The 550-nt window shown below is 43.5% G+C and carries 1 protein-coding gene; it reads right to left on the reverse strand.

Annotated elements, in window-relative coordinates:
- Nucleotides 1-550: transposase (locus Q1A70_RS20335; RefSeq protein WP_299697668.1), on the reverse strand; the 550-nt coding region annotated here is incomplete at both ends.

The raw sequence follows: 550 nt of genomic DNA on the forward strand, positions 1-550 counted from the left end.
GCTTTCCGGGGAAAGCCGCTTTTATCTTCAAGAAGAAGTAGTCTGTATCTCGATACCCATATCCCATTCGCTTGATTAGTTTTATCTTGTTGTTTATCCCTTCCAATGTGCAGGTGTTAAGCGGATAACTTGCCGATGCGATAATGCCGTGAAGATAAGGACTTAGTTTTCGTGCGAACTCTTTCAATGGCTTAATTCCACTCTCCTGTACTTGAGCCCACCAAGCCTCCCAGAGCCCTTTAGCATGTGCTTCTGATTCACAATACCAAAGCTCTTTGAGTTGTGCTCCGAGTATATAAGTGGTCATTAAGTCCTTATTGATATTCAATATTTCAGTAAGATAGCTGTCTTGTCGTGGATTTAAGTTGCCTCTATTTTTCAACAACACCCAGCGTGAGCGCTTGACCCATTGCCTCGCTTTTTTATCTTGCTTGAGTTTGTTGGCTTGGTCGACTCTGACTCTATCCATCACTTCACGACCGAACTTAGCAACAACGTGGAATAAGTCGTAAACGATTTTTGCGTTCGGGCAGTGCGCTTGAACTTCAAG

Source organism: uncultured Vibrio sp., from assembly GCF_947488985.1.
Lineage (GTDB): Bacteria > Pseudomonadota > Gammaproteobacteria > Enterobacterales > Vibrionaceae > Vibrio.